Origin of the sequence: Ectothiorhodospira sp. BSL-9, from assembly GCF_001632845.1 — a bacterium.
GTDB lineage: Bacteria > Pseudomonadota > Gammaproteobacteria > Ectothiorhodospirales > Ectothiorhodospiraceae > Ectothiorhodospira.
In genome coordinates this window covers 1,159,946-1,176,177 of record NZ_CP011994.1, presented here as the reverse complement: position 1 = coordinate 1,176,177, position 16,232 = coordinate 1,159,946, and the positions used below count along the sequence as shown (strand labels likewise).

Genomic DNA, 16,232 nt, shown 5'->3' with positions numbered 1-16,232 from the left:
CGAATCTTATCAAAACCCCGACCTCCCGGAACGCACCACTTGCCAGTTCGGCGTTTAAGGTCGAGACTTGATCCTGAGCAAAACGCAATACAGGCATCCCACACTCCCACAGCGCCCAAAGACAGACACGCCCATGACCAAGCCCAGCCAAGCCCGCGACATGCAGTCCCATTGGGACTCCTCCTTTCTGGACGCGGGCAATGCCGCCTATCTGGAACAACTCTTCGAGGCCTACCAGCAGGATCCGGATCAAGTACCGGAGATCTGGCGACAGCACTTCGACGACATCACCCACGGCGGCAGGGACGACACCTCCGTGCTCCACAGCCAGGTGCGGGAAGAGTTTCGCGAGCTGGCCGAGGCGGGCCCGGGACGTGGCCTGCCCATGGGCAGTCTGGAACATGAGCGCAAACAGGTGCGGGTGCTGCAGTACATCAACGCCTTCCGTTTCCTGGGGCACCTGCAGGCAGACCTGGATCCCTTGGGCCTGTCGCAACCGGCGCCGCTGCCGGAACTCACCCTGGAACATCATGACCTGTCCGAGCAGGACCTGGGCACGGTGTTCAACACCGGCTCCCTGGTGGGCCCCGACGAGGCGCAACTGAGGGAAATCACGCGCATCCTCAACGGCACCTACTGCAAGACCATGGGCGCCGAATACATGCATATCACCGACACGGGCGAGAAGCGCTGGCTGCAGCAGAAGCTGGAGTCGGTGCGCGGCGAGCCCCATTTCAGCGATGCGCGCCGGCGCTACATCCTGGACCGCCTGACCGCTGCCGAAGGCCTGGAGCGCTACCTGCACAGTCGCTACGTGGGTCAAAAGCGCTTCTCGCTCGAGGGCGGAGAAAGCCTGATCCCGTTACTGGACGAGGTCATCCACCAGGCTGGCGAGCGGGGCGTGAAGGAAACCGTCATGGGCCTGGCCCACCGCGGCCGCCTCAATGTGCTGGTGAATATTCTGGGCAAATCCCCGGCGGAACTCTTCCAGGAATTCGAGGGCACCGGACGTCGCCACCCGGGCACCGGCGACGTGAAATACCACATGGGTTTCTCTTCGAATCTGGAAACCCCTGGGGGGCCCATGCACCTGGCACTGGCCTTCAACCCGTCCCACCTGGAGATCGTCGGCCCCGTGGTGGAAGGCTCGGTACGGGCACGCCAGAACCGGCGCGGCGACAAGGATGGAGACCAGGTCCTGCCCTTGGTGATCCATGGTGATGCCGCCTTTGCCGGCCAGGGTGTGGTCATGGAAACCCTGAACATGTCCCAGACCCGCGGCTTTGCCACCAAGGGCACGCTGCACGTGGTGATCAACAACCAGATCGGATTCACCACCAGCACCCTCAAGGACGCCCGTTCCACCCCCTACTGCACCGACGTGGCCAAGATGGTGAATGCTCCCATCCTGCACGTGAACGGCGACGACCCGGAAATGGTGATGTTTGCCGCCCAGATCGCCCTGGACTACCGCATGACCTTCAAGAAGGACGTGGTCATCGACCTGATCTGCTACCGGCGACAGGGGCACAACGAAGCGGACGAGCCCGCAGTGACACAGCCAGCCATGTACCGGCGCATCAAGGAGAGCCCCACCACCCGGGCCCGTTACGCCCAGCGCCTGGAAAAGGCAGGGGTCATCGACGATGATGAGGCCCGCTCCATGGAGGCCTCCCTGCGCACCCGTCTGGACGCCGGCGAGGGCATCATGCCCTACGTGCTGGAGGGCAGCGATCAGGGCCATGACAAGTCCGCCGTGGACTGGAAGCCCTTCCTGGACCAGGACTGGCGCCAGAGCGCTCAGACCCGCGTGGGCCTGGATACGCTGCGGGACCTGTGGAAGCGCATATGTGATATCCCCGAGGGGTTCGAGCTCCACCCGCGGGTGGCCAAGATCATGGACGACCGGCGCAAGATGGCCGCTGGCTCCCTGCCCCTGGACTGGGGGTTTGCCGAGACCAGCGCCTATGCGGCTCTGCTGGCGGACGGCTATCCGGTCAGGCTCACCGGCCAGGATAGTGGCCGGGGTACGTTCTTCCACCGGCACTCGGTACTGTTCAACCAAAAGGACGGAGACCGCTGGATCCCGTTGCGGCATCTGTCGGAGCAACAGGCTGATTTTCTGGTGATCGACTCCCTGCTCTCCGAAGAGGCCGTACTGGCCTTTGAATACGGCTATGCCACCGCCACCCCCAACACACTCACACTGTGGGAGGCCCAGTTCGGGGACTTTGCCAACGGTGCCCAGGTGGTCATCGACCAGTTCATCAGTTCCGGCGAACAGAAATGGGGGCGTCTGTGCGGCCTGGTGATGTTGTTGCCCCATGGCTACGAGGGGCAGGGTCCCGAGCACTCCTCGGCACGCCTGGAGCGCTACATGCAGCTGTGCGCACAGAACAACATGCAGGTATGCGTGCCCACCACCCCCTCGCAGATCTTCCACCTGCTGCGCCGGCAGATGGTACGCCCGTACCGCAAGCCCCTGGTGGTCATGACGCCCAAGAGCCTGCTGCGCCACAAATTGGCGGTAAGCAGCCTGGAGGACCTGACCGAGGGCCGCTTCCAGAACGTGATCGGCGAGATCGACGATCTGGATCCCCAGGGCGTTACCCGGGTCGTCATGTGTTCTGGCAAGGTCTATTACGACCTGCTCGAACGCCGCCGCAAGGAAGAGAAGCACAATATCGCCGTGCTACGCATCGAGCAGCTCTATCCGTTCCCGGAGGAAGACCTGTCACGCGCCCTGGACGCCTTCCCCAATGCCAAGGAGTTCTACTGGGTGCAGGAGGAACCACTCAATCAGGGGGCCTGGTATTCCAGCCAGCATCACATGCGCACCCTGCTCGGCCCCGACCGTTATCTGCAGCACGTGACCCGGCCCGCCAGCGCGGCGCCCGCCGTGGGACACCTGGATGTGCACGTGAAGCAGCAGGAAGCCCTGATCGAACGCGCCCTGCGTCAGTCGTAGGCGGCGATCACCCCATCGCGCCAGCGGACGCATTCATTGATACTGTCGGCACAGCCACCGCCCATGACCCTGTTGCCGAAACCAATAAGGACAAGACGATATGAGTACAGAGGTTAAGATCCCGCAACTTCCCGAATCCGTGTCCGACGCCACCATCGTCTCCTGGCACAAGCGCCCCGGTGACGCCGTGCAGAGGGATGAGATCCTGGTGGACATCGAGACCGACAAGGTGGTTCTCGAAGTCCCCGCGCCGCAAGACGGAGTCATGGGGGACATCATCGAGGACGAGGGATCGGTGGTCACCGCCGGGCAGGTGATCGGCCATGTGGAGATCAGTGAAGGCAAGGATTCGGGCGATAAGGATTCGGGCAAGAAGAAGTCCGGCAAAAAGGACCGCGGCAAGGACAAGCAGACAGAGAAGGCTGCCGAAGACGCGAGTCGTTCCTCACGGGACCCGTCTCAGGATGATCCGGCCCTGAGCCCGGCGGTGCGCAAGCTGATCAATGAACACGACCTGGATCCCGGGGAAATCCAGGGCAGCGGCAAGGGCGGGCGCATCCTCAAGGAGGACGTCGTCAAGCACCTGGAGGAGTCGGACACCCCATCCGCTCCGGCGCCTCAATCCAGGCCCGAAACCGAATCTGGGGGCACCCAGGCCGAACCGGCCAGTGCGCCATCGGAGAAGAAGCCCTCCACGCCACCCACGGCCAGTACCAGTACCGCCGGCGGGCGCACGGAGAAGCGCGTCCCCATGACCCGCCTTCGAGCCCGGGTGGCGGAACGGCTGGTGGAAGCCCAGCAAACAGCGGCCATGCTCACCACCTTCAACGAGGTGAACATGAAGCCGGTCATGGACCTGCGGGCCCAGTACAAGGATCGCTTCGAGAAGCGTCACGGCGTGCGCCTGGGCTTCATGTCCTTTTTCGTCAAGGCCGCCACCGAGGCCCTCAAACGCTTCCCGGAGGTGAACGCCTCCATCGACGGCAAGGACATCGTCTACCACGGTTATTTCGATATCGGCATCGCCGTCTCGGCTCCCCGGGGCCTGGTGGTACCCATCCTCAGGGACACGGACACCCTGACCATGTCGGATGTGGAGCGCAGCATCAATGAATATGGCAAGAAGGCCGAGTCGGGCAATCTGAGCATGGAGGACCTCACCGGCGGTACCTTCACCATTTCCAATGGTGGCGTGTTCGGCTCGCTGCTTTCCACCCCCATCATCAATCCACCGCAGAGCGCCATCCTGGGCATGCACCGCATCCAGGAGCGTCCCATGGCCGAGAATGGTCAGGTGGTGATCCGGCCCATGATGTACCTGGCCCTGTCCTACGACCATCGCCTGGTGGACGGGCGCGAGGCCGTGCAGTTCCTGGTCACCATCAAGGACATGCTGGAGGATCCGGCCCGCCTGCTGCTGGAGGTGTGATCGCTCCGCGGCCAGAAACCATGCGCCCGCTCGAAGGCGGGCGAAACCAGATATCGACGAGAATGATCGGGAGCCAGAATCATGGCAGAGCAGGAATATGATGTAGTGGTCATCGGCGGCGGTCCGGCGGGCTATGTGGGCGCCATTCGCTGTGCTCAACTGGGCCTGAAGACGGCCTGTATCGACCGTTGGCAGGATCCGGAGGGCAAGGAGCGCCTGGGCGGTACCTGCCTCAACGTGGGGTGCATCCCCTCCAAGGCGCTGCTGGAGTCCTCCGAACTCTACGAGCACGCCCAGAAACATCTGCAACTCCACGGTGTGCGCTGCGACGATGTGGCACTGGACCTGCCCGCCATGATGTCCCGCAAGGACCGTCTGGTGAACAACCTCACCCAGGGCATCCAGGGGCTTTTCAAGGCCAATCAGGTGGAGTGGTTCAAGGGGCAGGGGCAGCTTCAGGCGGAGCGCCAGGTGAAGTTCACCGGGCATGATGGCAAGGAGCAGATGCTACAGGCCAAGCATGTGATCCTGGCCCCGGGTTCGTTCCCCGTGGAATTGGGCTGCGCCCCGTTTGACCGGGAGTACATCGTCAGTTCCACCGGTGCCCTGCGCTTCAAGGAGGTGCCCAAGCGCCTGGGCGTGATCGGTGCTGGCGTGATCGGTCTGGAGCTGGGCAGTGTGTGGCGGCGCCTGGGGTCCGAAGTGGTGATGCTGGAGGCCCAGGACCAGTTCCTGTCTTTCTGCGATGAGCAGGTGGCCAATGAGTCCCTGAAGATCATGAGCAAGCAGGGTCTGGACATCCGTCTCTCGGCCCGTGTGACCGCCACCAAGGTGGACAAGGAAAAGGGACAGGTGTCGGTGGTCTACGAGGACGAGAATGGCCAGCACGAGGAGCGTTTCGATCGTCTGGTGGTTTGCGTGGGTCGGCGACCGGCGACCGATGGCCTGGTCAGCGGACCGGTGGAACTGGCCATGAACGAGCGTGGCACCATCCACGTGAACGAGCATTGCGAGACCACCATGCCCGGGGTATATGCCATTGGTGATGCAGTACGTGGCCCGATGCTGGCCCACAAGGGTTCCGAGGAGGGTGTCATGGTGGCGGAGCGCATCGCCAACATGGGCAGCGCGGTGAATTACGACACCATTCCCAATGTGATCTACACCCTGCCGGAGATCGCCTGGGTGGGGCGGACGGAGCAGGATCTGAAGAAGCAGGGTATTCCCTATGCCACCGGGGTGTTTCCCTTCGTGGCCTCGGGGCGGGCCCGGGCCATGGAGGATACGACGGGGTTCGTGAAGCTGCTGGCCCACGCGGAGACGGATCGCATCCTGGGGGCGCATATCATCAGTTCACGGGCTTCGGAGTTGATCGCGGAGTGCGTGATCGCCCTGGAATTCGGGGCCTGCAGCGAGGATCTGGCACGCACGGTGTTTGCGCATCCGACGCTCTCGGAGGCGGTGCATGAGGCGGCCCTGGCGACGCTGGGGCATCCGTTGCATATTCCGCCCAAGGGGAAGCGGGGGTAGTTGTCCTGCTGATGCCGGGAGGTGGTCCATGCGGGTGCCCGTGGACCGCGTCCGGAGGGGGTATCCCTGCAGGCGGGACGCCGTGAATCCGTCCATGGAGGTTTGGGCGCCGCATCCATGCGGCGCACACCCGCCCACAGGGATACCCCCTCCGGACGCTGCGGCGGTGGTTACGTCAGCTTGATGGCGTCAGTTCGTCAGTTCGCTGCGTTTCCAGACGGCGCCCAGCAGGAAGGCCAGCCCCAGGGTGCCCAGCACCCAGGCGGGCCAGGGTACGGTGAGGAGTTCGGGCATGTCCGGTGACTGGGAGGTGAGCAGCACGGCGCCCAGGGCCAGGGCGCTGCCCATCACGGCATAGACCGTGCGCCGATTGGAGGCGCGGATTTCCCTTTGCAATTGGTATAACTGGGCCTGCTGGAGGGCGTGGCGCTCGTCGGCGGTGGCCTGCTGGCGCAGGGTTTCGTGGATCAGGCCCGGCAGGTCGGGGGTCTTTTCCAGGATGAAGGGCAGGTTGCGGCGCAGCCCCTTGACCAGGGCGCGCACGCCCACCTGCTCGTCCATCCAGCGCTGGATGAAGGGGCGGGCCGTTTGCCACAGATCCAGTTCCGGGTAGAGGTCGCGGCCCATGCCCTCGATGTTGAGCAGGGTCTTCTCCAGCAGCACCAGCTGGGGCTGTACTTCCATGTTGAAGCGCCGTGCCGTCTGGAAGAGGCGCACCAGCACGTTGCCGAAGGAGATGTCCTTCAGGGGTTTTTCGAAGATGGGCTCGCAGACGGTGCGGATGGCCCCTTCCAGGTCTGCCACCCGCACATCCCGTGGCACCCAGCCGGATTCCACGTGCAGTTCTGCCACACGGGCATAGTCGCGGTTGAAGAAGGCGTAGAAGTTTTCCGCCAGGTAGCGTTGGTCGGCGGGTGACAGGGTGCCGATGATGCCAAAATCCACCGCCAGGTAGCTGGGGTCGGCGGGGTCGGTGGCGTCGATGAAGACGTTGCCCGGGTGCATGTCGGCGTGGAAGAAGTTGTGGCGGAACACCTGGGTGAAGAAGACCTCCACACCCCGCTCGGCCAGCAGCTTGAGATCCACACCCCGGGCCTTCAGTGTGGCCACGTCGGAGACGGGTACGCCCTGAATGCGTTCCATCACCATGACGTTGCGACGGCAGTAGTCCCAGTGTACTTCGGGGGTGTAGAGCACACCGGAGCCTTCAAAGTTGCGGCGCAATTGTGAGGCGTTGGCGGCTTCCCTGAGCAGGTCCAGTTCATCGATGATGGTCTGTTCGTACTCGCGCACCACCTCCACGGGCCGCAGGCGGCGCCCCTCGGGCCAGTAGCGTTCCGCCAGCTCGGCGATCACGTACATCAATTCCACGTCGCGCCGGATGGCCTTTTCGATATTGGGACGCAGGACCTTGACCACCACCCGACGGCCGTCGTGGAGCACCGCCCCATGCACCTGGGCAATGGAAGCCGACGCCATGGGGGTGGCCTCGAAGGAGGCGAACAGGGTCTCCACCGGTTGACCCAGTGATTTCTCGATGATTGCCCGCGCCTCTTCGTTGGGAAACGGGGGCACCCGGTCCTGCAGTCGGGAGAGTTCGTTGGCAATGTCATCCGGCAGCAGGTCGCGCCGGGTGGAGACCATCTGGCCAAACTTGATGAAAATGGGGCCCAGATCTTCCAGTGCGCGGCGAATGCGCTCGCCTCGGCCATAAGACACCGTGCGGAACCAGTTCCAGGGCGCCATGTACAGCAGAAAACGCACGGGCCGGAACAGGCGGATGGCCAGTACCACCTCATCCAGGCCATGACGGATGAGTACGCGGTTGATGGTCAGCAGCCGGAGCAGCTGGGCAGGATGCAGGTGCTGCAGCATTTAGATTCTCATGATCTTGCCCGATCCCGGGCTTGTTCGAGGCGCTGAATGCGCGCCTCCAGGCGGTCGGCGTCACTGCGCAGACCATCCACTTCATCCATGAAGGACTCCACCTGCGAACGGGCGGGCAGGGTCTGGGTTTCTTCCTGAAGGTATTCGGCCACATCGCCACGGAAGGATTCCCGTGCCCGCTTGAGCCAGGACTCGAATTCCCGAAACGTTTCACCGACCCGATGGGCAAACAGATCACCGGTGAAGCGTGACAGCAGTTCCTCCCAGTCCAGGTCCACCCGGCGCAGCAGGTCATTGAAATGCCGCGCCAGTTCCACATCCCCCACGAGGGTGACGGATTCGGGCATGCGGGCTGCGGGCTCGCTGGCCAGCAGACCGGCCAGGGCCAGGGGGGTGCCGGCAATGTGTGCGTCCGGGTCTCCATCGAACTGCCCGGAGACCTGTAGGTCTTCCTCGCCGGGAATGAAATACAGGGTCACGCCCACGCCAGTCACATGCAGCGCCACCACGCCCCCCTTCAGGGCCGCCAGTCGTCTCTGGCTGCCGGGGTCCATGGAGAGGTACTGATTGATGGCCGCTTCCAGCAAGGCGGTGACCGGCGTCAGTGCTGAGCTCATGGCGTCTCTCCCAAGCGAGTGAGGCTTTGACCGTGAGGGGTTGGACAGGCTCCCGGGAGGTTGCGTTTGAACCGCCAGGAAACCCCGTTGTGTCTACAGCTTGTAGCCCTTGTGCAGCGCCACCACGCCCCCGGTGAGGTTGTGGTAGTCGCAGCGCTCGAAACCCGCTGTTTCCATCATCTGCTTGAGGGTCTCCTGGTCCGGGTGCATGCGGATGCTCTCTGCCAGGTAGCGATAGCTTTCGGCATCGTTGGCCACCAGTTTGCCCATCATCGGCAGGGCCTTGAAGCTGTACAGATCGTAGATCTGGCTAAAGCCCTTGGACGTGGGTTGGGAAAACTCCAGCACCAGCAGCTTGCCACCGGGCTTGAGCACCCGCAGCATGGACGACAGGGCCTTGTTCTTGTCGGTCACGTTGCGCAGGCCGAAGGCAATGGTGATCAGGTCGAAATAGTCATCCGGGTAGGGCAGGCACTCGGCATTGCCCTGCACGTAGTTGAGATTCTCCACCAGCCCTTCATCCACCAGGCGGGCGCGGCCGCATTCCAGCATGGACGCATTGATGTCGCAGAGCACCACATGCCCCTTGGGTCCGACGATGCGCGAGAACTTGGCGGCCAGGTCACCGGTACCACCGGCCAGGTCCAGGATCTTCCAGCCCGGGCGAGCCGCAGCCACCTCGATGGTGAAGCGCTTCCACACGCGATGGATGCCCATGGACATCAGGTCGTTCATCACATCGTAGCGCTGAGCCACGGAGTGGAACACCTGCCCCACTCGTTTGGCCTTTTCCGTAGTCGGCACACGTTCGTAGCCGAAATCAGTGGTGTTGTCGTCGGACATGCCTGCTCCCGTTATCAGCCCTTGCGCTGGTGGCCTGCGGCCGCCAGTCGCTCCAGGTACTTGTCCCACAACTGGGTCTGGTTGACGCCCAGGTGGTAAAGATAGTTCCAGTCGAAGATGCCGGTGTCGTGTCCATCGGAGAACACCAGCTTGATGCCGTAATGGCCCACCGGCTCGATGCCGGTGATGTTCACGTCTTCCTTGCCCACCTGCAGCACCTCCTGGCCCGGCCCATGGCCGGTGACCTCCGCCGAAGGCGAATGCACCCGCAGGAACTCGCAGCTGAGCCGATGCGTCTCGCCATCCGTGTAAACCAGTTCCAGAACACGCGACTGCTGGTGCAGCCGGATGTCGGTGGGGCGGTTCTTGGTGGTCATCGTGCTGGTACTCCCTCGCCGAGGGGGTTAACCCCCGGACCGGTGACGGACCCTAGAGGATGTAACGGCTCAGATCCTCATCCTGAACCAGATCATCCAGACGCTGGTTCACGTATTCGGCGTCGATACGGATGGGGCTGGAGCAGTCGGGGGCCTCGTAGGAAATGACCTCCACCACCCGCTCCATCACGGTATGCAGTCGCCGCGCGCCAATATTCTCGGTGCGCTCGTTCACCTGGAAGGCGATCTCCGCCAGACGGTGCACACCATCCTCGGTGAACTCCACGGTCACCCCTTCGGTGGCCATCAGGGCGGCGTATTGCTCGGTGAGGGAGGCCTTGGGTTCGGTGAGGATACGCACGAAGTCCGCGGCGGTCAGGGCCTCCAGTTCCACCCGGATGGGCAACCGCCCCTGCAACTCGGGGATCAGGTCCGAGGGCTTGGAGAGATGGAAGGCGCCGGAAGCAATGAACAGGATGTGGTCGGTATGCACCGAGCCCACCTTGGTGGTCACGGTGCAGCCCTCCACCAGGGGCAGCAGGTCGCGCTGCACGCCCTCGCGGGAGACGTCGCCACCACTGTATTCCCCCTTGCGTACCACCTTGTCGATCTCGTCCAGGAAGACGATGCCGTTCTGCTCCACATGGGAGACGGCGCGCAGCTTGATGTCCTCATCGTTGAGCAGGCGTGCGGCTTCCTCATCGGTGATGAGCTTGAAGGCTTCCTTGATCTTGAGCTTGCGGGTGCGGGTGCGCTGGCCACCCAGGTTCTGGAACAGGCCTTGCAGCTGACTGGCCATGTCCTCCATGCCCGGCGGCGACATGATCTCCACGCCGGAGGGGATGGCCTGCACCTGGATGTCGATCTCCTTGTCGTCCAGCTTGCCTTCGCGCAGGCGCTTGCGGAATTTCTGCCGGGTCTCGTTATCCTGGCGGGTGGGCTGGGGTTCTTCTGCCATGAAGCCGGTGCCGCTGCTGCGCGGCGGCGGCAGCAGGGCGTCCAGAATCCGTTCTTCTGCGGCCTCTTCGGCGCGGGGGCGCATCTTTTCCATTTCCTGCTCACGCACCATCTTCACCGCGGCCTCCACCAGATCGCGGATGATGGATTCCACATCCCGACCCACATAGCCCACTTCAGTGAACTTGGTGGCCTCCACCTTGATGAACGGGGCATTGGCCAGACGCGCCAGGCGCCGGGCAATCTCCGTCTTGCCCACCCCGGTGGGGCCGATCATGAGGATGTTCTTGGGGGTGACCTCCCGGGCCAGCTCCGGCGGCAGCTGCTGACGACGCCAGCGATTGCGCAGGGCGATGGCCACCGAGCGTTTGGCAGGATCCTGACCGATGATGAAGCGGTCCAGCTCCTGAACGATTTCTCTGGGTGTCATCTCAGACATGGGAACATCCCTTCATAATGCATGGGGACTGGGGTTTGTACGCAACGCAACCGGGCATCACAGTTCTTCCATGCTCAGGTTACGGTTGGTATAGATGCAGATATCGGCGGCAATGTTCAAGGCCTTTTCGGTGATCTCCCGGGCCTCCAGTTCCGTGTTTTCCATCAGCGCACGGGCCGCAGCCTGAGCGAAGGGGCCGCCGGAGCCAATGGCGATCAGGCCTTCCTCGGGCTCGATCACATCGCCGTTGCCGGAGATGATCAGCGAGGCGTCCTGATCGGCCACCGCCAGCAGGGCCTCCAGACGGCGCAGGCTGCGCTCGGTGCGCCAGTCCTTGGCCAGTTCCACGGCGGCACGCACCAGGTTGCCGCTGTATTTTTCCAGCTTGCCCTCGAAGCGCTCAAACAGGGTGAAGGCATCGGCGGTGCCGCCAGCGAAACCCGCCAGGACCTTGTCATGATGCAGACGCCGCACCTTGCGGGCGTTGCCCTTCATGACCGTGTTCCCCAGGGAGACCTGACCGTCGCCGCCCAGGGCAACCCGGCCATTGCGACGGACGCTGACGATGGTGGTGCCGCGAAACTGTTCCAAGGAAAGACTCCGATGTGCCGCCATTCAAAAGGGGCATTGTAACGGAAAGCGCTGCCATGAGGGATGGGCAACCGCCCCGCTGGAGGCGGCCCTCTGCCGCGAACGGCGAAACGCCTCAAGCTTGCCGTTCAAACCAGAGACCGGAGTGGCCCCATCTGCAACCGCACCGCCCCTGTGGGAGCTGGCCTGCCGGCGATGCGCTGCGTCAGCAGCGCCGGGGCCAGGCCGTGTGGCCGCCGCCTTCGCGGGCGAGGCCCGCTCCCACCAGGAAGAGGATCAGCCCTTTTCCTTGCGCCGCGCCCTTGGATGCGCGGCGTCATAGACCCGCGCCAGGTGCTGATAGTCCAGATGGGTGTAGATCTGGGTGGTGCCGATGTCGGCATGCCCCAGCAACTCCTGCACCGCCCGCAGATCCTGGGAGGACTCCAGCAGATGGCTGGCGAAGGAATGGCGCAGCAGGTGCGGATGCACCCGTCGCTCCAGGCCCTGGGTGAGGGCATGACCGGCCATGCGCTTTTGCACCGAGCGGGGCGTAAGGCGCCCTCCGCGACGACTCACGAACAGGGCCGGTTCATCCGGGGCCGCCCATTCACCGCGACGCTTCAGCCAGACGTCCAGGGCCTCCAGGGCCTTGCGGCCCACCGGCAGGGTGCGTGTCTTGCGGCCCTTGCCAGTGACTCGCACCATGGCATCCGCCCTATCCAGATCGGTGCAGTTCAGGTCGGTAAGTTCAGCCAGGCGCAGACCGGAGGAATAGAACAGCTCCAGCAGGGCCCGGTCCCTCACCAGCAACAGGTCGTCCCCGGGCACTTCCACCAGTCGCGCCACCTGCTCGGCATCCAGCACCTCGGGCAGCTTGCGGGGGGTACGCGGTGCCCGCAGGCCCTGGGCGGGATTGGCCCCGAGTACACCTTCACGGATCAGATAATTGAAGAATCCACGCACCGAGGAGAGCAGCCGCTGCAGGCTGCGGCCGGCCTTGCCACCCCGGTGAAGTGCCGACACCAGCGCGCGGATGTCGTGGACAGTGACCGTCGCCCAGTCACGGCGATCCGACGACGCCGGCAACGGTACATGCCCCTGCAGGACCAGAAGATCCCGGCGGTAATTGCTGATGGTATGCGGCGAGCAGCCCCGCTCCCGGCCCAGATGCCCCAGGTAGGCATCGATCCAGGGATCCAGGGATGTATTCATGCCTGCCCCAGACGGCCCCCGATGGCGTGGGAGATGATCTCGCCCAGGTAACCCAGGAACAGCGTGCCCATCCCCGGATGGAACCGTGAGGCCTCCTGGCTGCCCAGGGCCACGAAACCCAGGGGCTGGGTGCCGTCCAGCAGCGGCACGGCCACGGCTGAGGCCACACCCGGGGCATCTTCTGCGGAGAACAGAGCCTGGAGCTGAGTGTCCGACAGGCGCCCGCATACCGGGCGGCGATGCTCGAACAGATGGGAGAGGCTCTGCATGGCCGGGTCATCCTCGGCCATGAAGTGCATGCCCTGTGCCGGATCGCCACAGAGGCGCACCACCACCACGTCGGCACGGAACTCGTTGCGCAACTGCTCCTGGGTGATGGCCAGCACGGCATCCAGGCTTTCCGCCTCCATCACTCCCAGGGCCAGCTGGTGCATGCGCTGGCTGAGGCGCTCGTTCTCCCGGGCCGTGTGCACCAGATCCATGAGCTTGCGCTCCAGGGCGCGATTCTTGTCCCGCATCACGGCCATCTGGCGCTCAATGAGGGAGACGGCCGCGCCGCTGGGATGAGGCAGACGCAACACCTCCAGCAGGGATAAGTGACGTTCGAAGAAATCGGGATGCGCGCGCAGATAGGACTCCACCGCCTCCTCGGACAAGGCCTCTTCGGCCAGCGCGCCCTTGCCTTGTGTGCTCATAGCTTGATGTTACCCGTAAAGACCGATGTCGCGGGGCCGGTCATGAAGACCGGGGCGTCTTCGCAGCCCTCCCACTGTATCACAAGCCGCCCGCCAGGCAGATCCACTGCCACCCGTTCGTCCAGCCAGCCGCGCTTGCGCCCGGACACCACGGCGGCGCAGGCACCGGTGCCGCAGGCCTGGGTCTCCCCTGCCCCGCGCTCGAACACCCGCAGACGCACATGATCCCCTGCCATCACTTCCATGAAGCCCACATTCACGCGCCTGGGGAAACGCGGATGGGACTCCATGGCGGGTCCCAGGGATTCCACCGGGGCCTTGCAAACATCCTCCACCCGCAGCACCGCATGGGGGTTGCCCATGGAGACCGCACCGATTTCCACGGTTTGCCCATCCACTTCCAGCGCGTAGACCGGTGCCATGGCAGATGCCTCAAACGGTATCTCGGCTGGCTCGAACCGGGGCCGGCCCATGTTCACCGTGACCTCGCCATTGCCCTCCACCTGAAGCTGGATCAGCCCCCCGGCCGTCTCCACCGGAATCAGGGTCTGGTCCGTCAGGCCCTGATCGCGCACGAATACGGCAAAACAGCGGGCGCCGTTGCCACACTGCTCCACCTCGCCGCCATCGGCGTTGAAGATCCGGTAGCGAAAGGCCGCCCTGGCGGGATCGGCGGGCGGCTCCACCAGGAGCACCTGATCACAACCCACGCCCAGCCGGCGATGGGCCAGAAACCGCACCCGCTCCGGCGTGAGTTCAACCGCCTGGCGCACCCCGTCGATCACCACGAAGTCGTTGCCCAGGCCCTGCATCTTGGTAAAGAAGAGTGTCATCGGCGAAAGCGTAAAGGGTGGAGGCCCGGCTGGGAAGAGCGGCCCCTCCTCAACCCCTCTCGCGACGAGACCTTTTCACTTGATACATGGCCTCATCTGCGCGGTTGAGCACGTCCTGGGGCTTGTCCTCGGGCCGGGTTGTGGCGACGCCGACGCTGCAACCCACCTTCACCAGGCGGCCCTTGACCTCGATGGGCAGGGAGAGCTGTTCCTCGGCGCGCCTGGCCAGGCGGCGGGGATCGGCATGCCTGTCCCCGTTGTCGTCCGCGAGCAGCAGGGCAAATTCGTCCCCCCCCAGGCGCGCGGCGATGTCTTCGCCACGCACCAGGTAACGCAGACGCTCTGCCACCACCTGCAGGACGATGTCGCCTGCATCATGCCCCAACTGATCGTTGACGGGCTTGAATCCATCCAGGTCCAGGTAGAGGAGCGTCAGGCTGCCTCCCATCTCCCGGCTTTCCTCCATCCGGGACTCGAGGATTTCCATGAATCGCCGGCGGTTCACCAGACCGGTGAGGGCATCCGTATTGGCAAGCTCGGTGAGCTGATGCTGTGCGTGACGTCGCGCCTCCAGTTCCCGACTCAGGTCATGGGTGCGGCGGGTAATGATGCCCGCCGCCTGATTGAAGGAGCGGGCCAGTTCCGTGAACTCCCCCCAGAAGGGCTCCCTGACCAGGACATCGCCCCGATGCTTGCGCAAGGCCCGCGTGGCCCGGGTCAGCATCGTCACCGGTCGCGAGATCATGCGGGTGAATGCGATGGCCATGAGCAGACCAAGCATCAGCATGAACAGCACGCTCCACAACATGAAACGCGTCTGTTCCCGTAGCGCCGCTTTCAATGCATCGAGCGACGCGTAGACCAGCACCTCGCCCGGCACATGATCCAGCGGCAGGACCACCATCAGATAGTCACACACGCGTATCGGTCCGCCACCTGAGGCGAGCGGAAAATCACGGCGTTGCTCGCACAGGAAAAGATCCGTTTGCTGACCACCCCCGATCAATGCAGGCTTGCGCCCGGGCTCTTCCAGCAGCAGCAGGGTTTTGCCGCCCAGTTCTTCATAGGGGAAATCTTCCAGCACGGCTTTCAGGTCATCCAGCCGCATCAGCAGATGCACACTGCCAATCTCCTCACCATCCAGTTCCAGAGGACCGCTGACCCAGATCATGGGTGTGTCGCCTTCGGGCCAGTAAACATCCAGGCGGCCCTGCGAGCCCTCATGCAACGGGGGCTGGATATCCGGCTCATCCAGTCCCCCATCATGGTTCACGCCTGTTACCAGATGACCCCGTGCATCACGGATCCAGGCCCCGTCGAGCATGACGATGGGGTCGATGGCGTCCTGCAGGATGCGCTCGATGAGTTGCCGGTGCGCGTCCTCGCCGGTGCGCGTGTAGGCCCGCAGGCTCAGGCGCATCTGCGTGCGACTGGCCACCAGATCCATATGATCGAACATGCGACCGAGTTCCACGTTCAGCCGACGCTGCTGAACCTGCGCCACCCGCTCCAGGCCGACCTCGGCAAAGGACAGGGTGAGGCTGCGGGTATGATGGTACTGGAGCATGAACAACAGTCCCATGGGAATCAGGGCCACCAGCAAAAAGGCCATCAGCAGCCGGGGGCGCAGACCCAGGCCGCGCCAGAGGCGTCGCCCAGCGACATGAATCGGACCAGGTGACGTTTTCCAGTGACGGGTATCACGACCCTTGCCAGCGGGTCCCATGGCATGCTCCTTTGGGACGAACTCCCGTTCGTCATGGTATTCACGATACCGCCCTCCACCGCCATTGCAAATAACCCACCGCAGACCGGGCTGCGCGGGTCTCACCTCGGCGCCCGGGCTTGGTAACATCAAGACCTGTCGCCGTC

Annotated in this window: 13 protein-coding genes; 3 read left to right on the top strand and 10 right to left on the bottom strand. The window is 63.9% G+C overall.

The annotated features are described in order from the left end of the window. The first annotated feature begins 160 nt into the window (after nt 1-160). The 3 genes from ECTOBSL9_RS05590 to lpdA all read left to right on the top strand — a co-directional run bounded on the left by ECTOBSL9_RS05590 (nt 161) and on the right by lpdA (nt 5,927). Nucleotides 161-2,968: a 2-oxoglutarate dehydrogenase E1 component gene (locus tag ECTOBSL9_RS05590; protein WP_063466029.1), complete on the top strand. Its 2,808-nt coding sequence runs from the start codon at nt 161-163 to the stop codon at nt 2,966-2,968. A gap of 100 nt (nt 2,969-3,068) precedes the next feature. Then, complete coding sequence (gene odhB, locus ECTOBSL9_RS05585; RefSeq protein WP_063464238.1) at nt 3,069-4,397, top strand: 2-oxoglutarate dehydrogenase complex dihydrolipoyllysine-residue succinyltransferase; 1,329 nt, start codon at nt 3,069-3,071, stop codon at nt 4,395-4,397. Nucleotides 4,398-4,478: 81 nt separating this feature from the next. Then, nucleotides 4,479-5,927: a dihydrolipoyl dehydrogenase gene (gene lpdA, locus ECTOBSL9_RS05580; RefSeq protein ID WP_063464237.1), complete on the top strand. Its 1,449-nt coding sequence runs from the start codon at nt 4,479-4,481 to the stop codon at nt 5,925-5,927. Between the two features lie 189 nt (nt 5,928-6,116). Here lpdA and ubiB read toward each other — a convergent pair whose 3' ends face one another. From ubiB to ECTOBSL9_RS05530, 10 genes are all read right to left on the bottom strand, one after another. Beyond that, entirely contained in the window at nt 6,117-7,802 is a 1,686-nt protein-coding gene (ubiB, locus tag ECTOBSL9_RS05575; RefSeq protein WP_063464236.1) for a ubiquinone biosynthesis regulatory protein kinase UbiB, read from the bottom strand. A gap of 8 nt (nt 7,803-7,810) precedes the next feature. Further along, nucleotides 7,811-8,431: an SCP2 domain-containing protein gene (locus tag ECTOBSL9_RS05570; protein WP_025280230.1), complete on the bottom strand. Its 621-nt coding sequence runs from the start codon at nt 8,429-8,431 to the stop codon at nt 7,811-7,813. Between the two features lie 93 nt (nt 8,432-8,524). Next, nucleotides 8,525-9,274: a bifunctional demethylmenaquinone methyltransferase/2-methoxy-6-polyprenyl-1,4-benzoquinol methylase UbiE gene (gene ubiE, locus ECTOBSL9_RS05565; RefSeq protein ID WP_063464235.1), complete on the bottom strand. Its 750-nt coding sequence runs from the start codon at nt 9,272-9,274 to the stop codon at nt 8,525-8,527. A 14-nt stretch (nt 9,275-9,288) separates the two neighbouring features. Further along, nucleotides 9,289-9,651, bottom strand: coding sequence for a gamma-butyrobetaine hydroxylase-like domain-containing protein (locus ECTOBSL9_RS05560; protein ID WP_025280228.1), 363 nt, complete (start codon nt 9,649-9,651; stop codon nt 9,289-9,291). A 52-nt stretch (nt 9,652-9,703) separates the two neighbouring features. Then, complete coding sequence (hslU, locus tag ECTOBSL9_RS05555; RefSeq protein WP_063464234.1) at nt 9,704-11,047, bottom strand: ATP-dependent protease ATPase subunit HslU; 1,344 nt, start codon at nt 11,045-11,047, stop codon at nt 9,704-9,706. Nucleotides 11,048-11,104: 57 nt separating this feature from the next. Then, on the bottom strand, nt 11,105-11,638 hold the full coding sequence (hslV, locus tag ECTOBSL9_RS05550; protein ID WP_063464233.1) for an ATP-dependent protease subunit HslV: 534 nt from the start codon (nt 11,636-11,638) through the stop codon (nt 11,105-11,107). 276 nt (nt 11,639-11,914) lie between these two features. After that, a complete protein-coding gene (gene xerC / locus ECTOBSL9_RS05545; protein ID WP_063464232.1) occupies nt 11,915-12,832 on the bottom strand; it encodes a tyrosine recombinase XerC in 918 nt (305 codons plus the stop codon). Further along, the gene (locus ECTOBSL9_RS05540; RefSeq protein ID WP_063464231.1) at nt 12,829-13,527 is read right to left on the bottom strand and encodes a DUF484 family protein; all 699 of its coding nucleotides are present in this window, start codon (nt 13,525-13,527) and stop codon (nt 12,829-12,831) included. Before ECTOBSL9_RS05540 ends, xerC begins: the two co-directional genes overlap by 4 nt. After that, complete coding sequence (dapF, locus tag ECTOBSL9_RS05535; protein WP_063464230.1) at nt 13,524-14,360, bottom strand: diaminopimelate epimerase; 837 nt, start codon at nt 14,358-14,360, stop codon at nt 13,524-13,526. The genes ECTOBSL9_RS05540 and dapF overlap by 4 nt, the downstream gene beginning before the upstream one ends. A 49-nt stretch (nt 14,361-14,409) precedes the next feature. After that, nucleotides 14,410-16,086, bottom strand: a complete 1,677-nt coding sequence (locus ECTOBSL9_RS05530) for a sensor domain-containing diguanylate cyclase (RefSeq protein WP_063464229.1) — start codon at nt 16,084-16,086, stop codon at nt 14,410-14,412. Nucleotides 16,087-16,232 lie beyond the last annotated feature (146 nt).